The sequence below is a fragment of the Nocardia sp. NPDC003345 genome (genome assembly GCF_053589395.1).
Window position 1 is genome coordinate 1 of the sequence record NZ_JBSFRU010000378.1, and the last position, 5,791, is coordinate 5,791.

At 67.8% G+C, this 5,791-nt stretch carries 7 protein-coding genes; 4 read left to right on the forward strand and 3 right to left on the reverse strand.

Annotated features, from left to right (window positions below; genetic code table 11):
- A partial coding sequence (locus ACWDU1_RS28460) for an ABC transporter substrate-binding protein (protein WP_450003140.1) occupies positions 1–776 on the reverse strand: 776 nt, incomplete at its 3' end.
- Positions 777–1,017: 241 nt separating this feature from the next.
- A complete protein-coding gene (locus ACWDU1_RS28465) occupies positions 1,018–2,520 on the reverse strand; it encodes an alpha/beta hydrolase (protein WP_450003141.1) in 1,503 nt (500 codons plus the stop codon).
- A 155-nt stretch (positions 2,521–2,675) separates the two neighbouring features.
- Here ACWDU1_RS28465 and ACWDU1_RS28470 point away from each other — a divergent pair, with 155 nt between their 5' ends.
- From ACWDU1_RS28470 to ACWDU1_RS28485, 4 genes are all read left to right on the forward strand, one after another.
- Positions 2,676–2,960, forward strand: coding sequence for a DUF2283 domain-containing protein (locus ACWDU1_RS28470; protein WP_450003143.1), 285 nt, complete (start codon positions 2,676–2,678; stop codon positions 2,958–2,960).
- Between the two features lie 224 nt (positions 2,961–3,184).
- Entirely contained in the window at positions 3,185–3,679 is a 495-nt protein-coding gene (locus ACWDU1_RS28475) for an alpha/beta fold hydrolase (RefSeq protein WP_450003144.1), read from the forward strand.
- Positions 3,628–3,987 carry a hypothetical protein gene (locus tag ACWDU1_RS28480; protein ID WP_450003145.1) on the forward strand — a complete coding sequence of 120 codons (360 nt, stop codon included), beginning with the start codon at positions 3,628–3,630 and terminating at the stop codon, positions 3,985–3,987. Before ACWDU1_RS28475 ends, ACWDU1_RS28480 begins: the two co-directional genes overlap by 52 nt.
- A 4-nt stretch (positions 3,988–3,991) precedes the next feature.
- On the forward strand, positions 3,992–4,771 hold the full coding sequence (locus ACWDU1_RS28485) for a MerR family transcriptional regulator (protein ID WP_450003147.1): 780 nt from the start codon (positions 3,992–3,994) through the stop codon (positions 4,769–4,771).
- Between the two features lie 300 nt (positions 4,772–5,071).
- Here ACWDU1_RS28485 and ACWDU1_RS28490 read toward each other — a convergent pair.
- Positions 5,072–5,791, reverse strand: a 720-nt coding sequence (locus ACWDU1_RS28490) for an MmyB family transcriptional regulator (RefSeq protein WP_450003148.1), incomplete at its 5' end; no start/stop codon positions are given.

Here is a 5,791-nt window from a genome sequence, read left to right on the forward strand (position 1 = left end):
GGGGTCGGCGCCACCCGGTGCTCGTTGGCCAGATCCGCGTAGAACTGCACGCCCTCGAGGAATCCGGCGGCGGCGAAATTGCCACGCACCGGGCGGGTTCGCGGGCTGGCCCATTCGGCGCCGTTGTTCATACCGAACAGGCCCGCCGAATAGTACGGAACCCAGGTGTCGACGAATCCCCACCGGCTCACCCGGCCCCGGCGATCACGGGCGGTCAGCGCGCGGGTGATGTCGAGGAATTCGGCGAAGCTCCAGGCGGCGTCCCAGCGGCCGGGGACCCTCAGACCGGCATCGGCGAAATGTTCGGTGTTGGCGAAGAGGAAGTTGCCCGACCACTGTTCGGGTAGCGCGAACTGCCCGCCGTCGAAGGCGAAGGTGTCGTAGAGAGCCGGGACGCTCTCCGAGGCCAGCGCCCGCGCGAAGTCGGGGTCCCGCCGGAGCAGGGTATTCAGGTCGAGCAGGACCCCGCGGTCGGCGAGACCGGCGTAGGTCTGCTCCCAGGCCATCAGCACATCGGGGCATTTACCGCCCGCGCAGAAGGTCGACATCTGCTGCATCGGATCCGGACCCGACAGCACGGGGCGGACGCGGATGTCCGGGTACCTGCGGGCGAACTCGTCGATCACCCGCATCCGGCCGTCGGTCTCTTCGGGGTTGGCCTGGAAGAAGAACGTCAGCGTGTCCTCGTCGCCACCGCATCCACTCGCCGCCGCGGCCGCGAGCGATACACCGGCGATACCCGCACCGCGCAGAAACGTACGTCGCGCCAATCGCATGGTGACCCGGATTCCCTCGGTGACGGCACTGGCGGGGATACAGCAATCACACTGCCCGGGTTCGAATGGCTCGGCCGTCGCCCGTGGCAGGGCTACCCGGCCGGCACCGTCACCCGGTGTCGAGACCGAGTCGAGTATCGCAGGAACGCCGCCGGAGCCGCCCCATCGCCACGCGGGCATCTCGCCCACCCGCCCGGTGCCGGGCGGGTGGGCGGCGAATCATGGCGTTGCCGTGCGGTTCTCACCCGGCCGGCGGGGCCGCCGCACAATCCACATCCTGTTCCGGCAGCGTGCCGTCGACCAGGTAGCGGGTGGTGACGTCGTGCGCACACGGGTTGTCACCCAGGACATATACCCCGTGCCCGCTGCCGTCCACGGTCACCAGCCGGGAGCGCTCACCGAATTTGTCGTTCAGCAACTCCCCGCCCCGCAACGGGGTCACCGGGTCGCGGCGGTTCTGCACGATGAGCACGCCGGGACCGTCGCCGGAAACCGCCACCGGCGGCTCCAGCGGCGGCTGCCAGTAGGCGCACGGCAGGATATTGGCCGCCGATGCCCCGTACAGCGGGTATTTTTCGCGATCCTCGGCGACCGCCCGCTGGTAGCTGCCGATATCCTCCGGCCATTCGACGTCGTTGCAGGTGACCGCGAGAAATACCGACCAGGCGTTGTCACCGGGCGAAGGCGCCGGCGGGCCCACCGGCGAATCCGGTTCCGGTGTACCGCCGGCCAGCAGCGACTGCCACTGCTGCGCGGCCTGCTCATAAGATCGCGGGTTGTAGAGCGTCACGAAGCTCGCGAGCCGGAAAAGATTTCCGTCGATACCATCCACCGGTCCGCGGTCGAGCCGCCCTGCCAGGGTGAAGTAGGTATCGCGGACCTCTTCGGGCGTGTGACCGAGGCCGTAGGTGTCGTGCCGCGCGGCGGCCCAGTTCGCGAAGTCCGGGAACGTCTCCTCCATCCCCCGGGAGTACCGGCGTATCCCGTCCTGATCGAGGTGGGTATCGCCGATATTGCTGTCGAGCACGATCCGGTCGGAGCGCTCCGGGAACATCGAGGCGTACGCGGCGCCCAGCGCGGTCCCGTAGGAGAACCCGAGGAAACTGGCCTTCTCCTCGCCGAGCGCGGCCCGGATCCGGTCCAGGTCGCGCGCGGTATTCGCGGTGGAGAGATGGCGCAGCCGCCCCTCGCGGTCGTGGGCCGCGCACTGATCGGCGACACCCCGCACGATCTCCGCTCGCTCGGCGACCGCCGCGTCATCGGCCGCATGCGGCGGGATATTCCCGAAATAGGGTTGATCGGTGGTGAACCCGCAGCTCACCGGCGCCGAATGCGCGACTCCGCGGGTATCCATACCGATCAGGTCGTAGCGTTCCAGCACGCTTTCCGGCATGCCCTGGGACACCAGCAACTGCGCCAGCCCCAACCCCGATCCGCCCGGGCCCCCCGGGTTCAGCAGCAGCACACCGCGCCGTTCGTCCGGGTTCTTCGCCGCCATCCGGGAGATCATGATGTCGATCTGCGCACCGCCCGGATCACGGTAGTCCAGCGGTACCCGCACGGTGGCGCACTGCAGCACCGGCGGGTCGTTCGGGACATCCTCGGGACATCCGCCCCACCGCACCTGCGCCGCGGGTTCGGCAGGCGGTTGCGGGGACGCGGGCGACACCCCGGTCAACGCCCCGGCGAACACCGCCGCGGTCACGATGGCGGCCCGCCGCCCGTTCCGGCGTATTCGATTCATGGTTCCCACTCCCCGGCCTGAGCACAGTAGGTCTTTCCGGATCCCACTGCACACCGTGCCCTCACGGCACAGTCAAATTCGCCCCGGGCGACTACCCTCGTACCGTGACCACCCCCGGTGACCGCGAACACCGGGCCGACCAGGGGGATCGACCAGTGACCGAGCAACCGCAGCAGTCGTTCATCCAAGAATTGACCTGGGACAGACGGGCCAACGCTGCCTACCTGGCCATGGCATCCGATGAGCCGGCGCCGGGCCGAGTCGCATCGACACTGCAGGTCGAGAACAAGGACAGAGAGATCGTGGCAACTCTGGATTTCGCTTCGGACGGCACACTGCTCGGCGTGGAACTGCTGAACGCGGCCACACAATTGACAGCCACCATGAAATCATCGGCGATCGACATCACCGACGGCCGCCCGCCGACTCGACCGGCGTGACGAACTCGATCCGGCAGCCGGAAGTACCGAGTGGTCGTGGGAACACAGCCGGAAACAGTGGTCGCGTGGCAGGCGCACGCGGCCGTGGCTTCGATCTCCGCCTCGGCACGATCGATTTCGCAGTGCCGAATCTGCGGCAGAGATCGTCCTTCTTGGACCGACCGGTCGAGATTCGCTGAGTTCCGCCTTGACCTTGACCCGAGGTCAAGGTGGAAGCTGACCGCATGACTCGTTCGATGACCTCACCGTGGGCCGGCATGGTGCCTGTCGACGACACGGCTCTCGCGGTTACCGATACCCGCGGCCCTGGACCAGCCATTGTGTATCTCAACGGCTCCTACGCCAGTCAGCGATCCTGGCGACGGGTGATCGCCGAACTCGGCCCGCAGTGGCGGCACATCACCTACGACGAGCGGGCCCGCGGCGGATCGAAGCGGTCGGCGGACTATTCCTTCGAGGGCTGTCTTCGCGACCTCGACGCGGTTGTCGCGGCCACCGGCGTGGACCGGCCGCTGCTGGTCGGCTGGTCCTACGGTGCGGCGCTGGCGGTGCACTGGGCCGACCGAAACCCACACCGGGTCGCCGGCGTGGTCTCGGTCGACGGCGGTGTCCCGTGGGGATACACCGGCGCGGAAGGGCGGGAAGCGATTCGGCGGGGTGGCGCCGGATGCGGTTGTTCCTGCCGCTCGTGCGTCCCTTCGGCATGTCCGCGTCGATGAGCGCCGCTCAGCACGCCGAGGTCAACATCGAGATCAACGAGATCTGCGCCGCGCTCGAACCGGTCCTGGACCGATTGGCCTGCCCCGTGCGCTACATCCTCGCCACGGGCGCGAACCTGGGCGGCGGCGCGCAAGAGATGGAAGAGATGCGCGCCTCTCTCGACCCGGTGCTCCGCCGGAATCCGAATCTGCGGGTCGGCACGAAGGTCGCGAGCAACCACACACAGATCTTGCGGAAGGATTTCCGGGCCGTCGCCGCCGCCGTCCGGGAGACCGCGGCAGCAGTACAGGATGGACAGGACCGCTGAGTCGATGACCGACGGGGTTACCATCGGCCAGGCGGCCGCGTTCGCCGACATCACGATCAAAACGGTGCGGCACTACCACCGACTCGGCCTGCTCGACGAACCAGCGCGCGACAGCTCGGGCTACCGGCGATACGGCTCACCCGAACTGTTGAGATTGGTACAGGTCAGGACGCTGGCCGCCGCCGGAGTGCCGCTGGCCGACATCGGCCCGCTCATCGCCTCCGACGCCGCGCGGTTCGCCGACGCACTCGCCGACGCCGAACAACGCCTCACCAGACGGATCACCGAGTTGACCGCGCAGCGGGAAATGCTCCACCGGCTCACCTCCGGTGACCGCACCTTGTTACCCGACCGCGCCGTGGCATTGCTGGAGGGAATGCCCACCCTCGGCTTCACACCACACGACGTGCGGACCGCCCGGGAATCCTTCGTGCTGGCCAAAGCGCTGGTGCCCGAGGGTTTCGACGACTATCTCACCGATATCGAGCAGGCGCTGCACGACCCCCGCTTCGTCGAACTGGCCAGGCGCAGCGCCGAGGTCATCGGCTGGGAACCGGACGACCCCCGTGTCGCCGAACTGGCCACCGATACGGCCGAGCACTACCTCACCAACCCCGCCCAGCTCAGGATCGTCACCGGCCTGCAAGCCCGCACCGAGACCGCGACCCGGTACCGGCTGATCGCCCACCACGGCGAAGTACACAACTCCGCCGCAGCCCGTTTGGCCTCGCTCGTCGAAACGAAACTCGCCGCCGCCGGCATCGACATCCCCCGACCGGAATGACCTCGACGAATCGAACGAGCGCAGGCTGTTCCCGGTATTCCCCGGGTTCTGGCTCACCTGGCGGAAGAAGGACATTCGATTGGCGATCGGTATGCATGTCGGCGTCTATTCGATCATGGCAGCGTTCGGCACTCTCGCTGTGGCACTGCACCTTGCTTGACCTCGACAGGATGTCACTGTCACTGTCACTGCGCCGAAGCCGTATCCGAAAGTGTGCCGCGGTAACCGCGGCTCGCAAGGCGGCCTATCCCACGACCCACCAATACCGACCCTCGCCGGTGCACCCCGCGCATCGCCGAGTCACTCGTCGGAACTGCCGCGGCGCTCGGTGACTCCGGTCGGCTCGACGGCTGTTTCCCGGTTCTCGTTCACCAGGGTGTTGAGGAGCGCGAGAGCATCCGCGGAGGGCTGATCGGCCGGCGAGTAGACCTCGAGCCGGTGGTCGGGAGTGTCGGCTTGGAGCCAGACCTGGAAGTTGACGGTCAGTGCGCCTACGAGGGGGCTCTGGAAGCGCTTGGTTCCCCCGGTGCACGCCTTGACGAGGCCGGATGCCCAGAGTGCGGCGAAGTCGGCGTCCTTCATGCAGAGTTCGCCGACGAGTTCGGCCAGGCGGGTGTCGTCGGGATACTTGCCGCTGATGAGGCGGAGGTAGGCGACGTAGGTGCGGGCTTCTGCTTCCCAGTCCGGATGGGCGTTCCTGACTTGCGGGTCGAGGAACAGCAGGCGCGGCAGCGATGGCCTGGTGCGAGGATCACTGGTGTCGAACGGCAGATGCGGGGCCAGCAGCAGATGCCCGGATGGTGTCCAGGCCAGGGCGTCGTTGCGGCGGCCCAGCAGCACCGCCGGCCGGTCCCTGAGAGCGTCGAGCATGGCCAGCGACAGGGGGTGCGGATATTCGGGGCGTGTCCTCGGTGCAGCCTTCACCAGTGCGGGCTTGGCAAGATCGAGCAGGTGTTCGGTCTCGGTCTGCGACAGGCACAAGGCGCGGGCGATCGCCAGCAGCACCTCGTCCGAGGCATT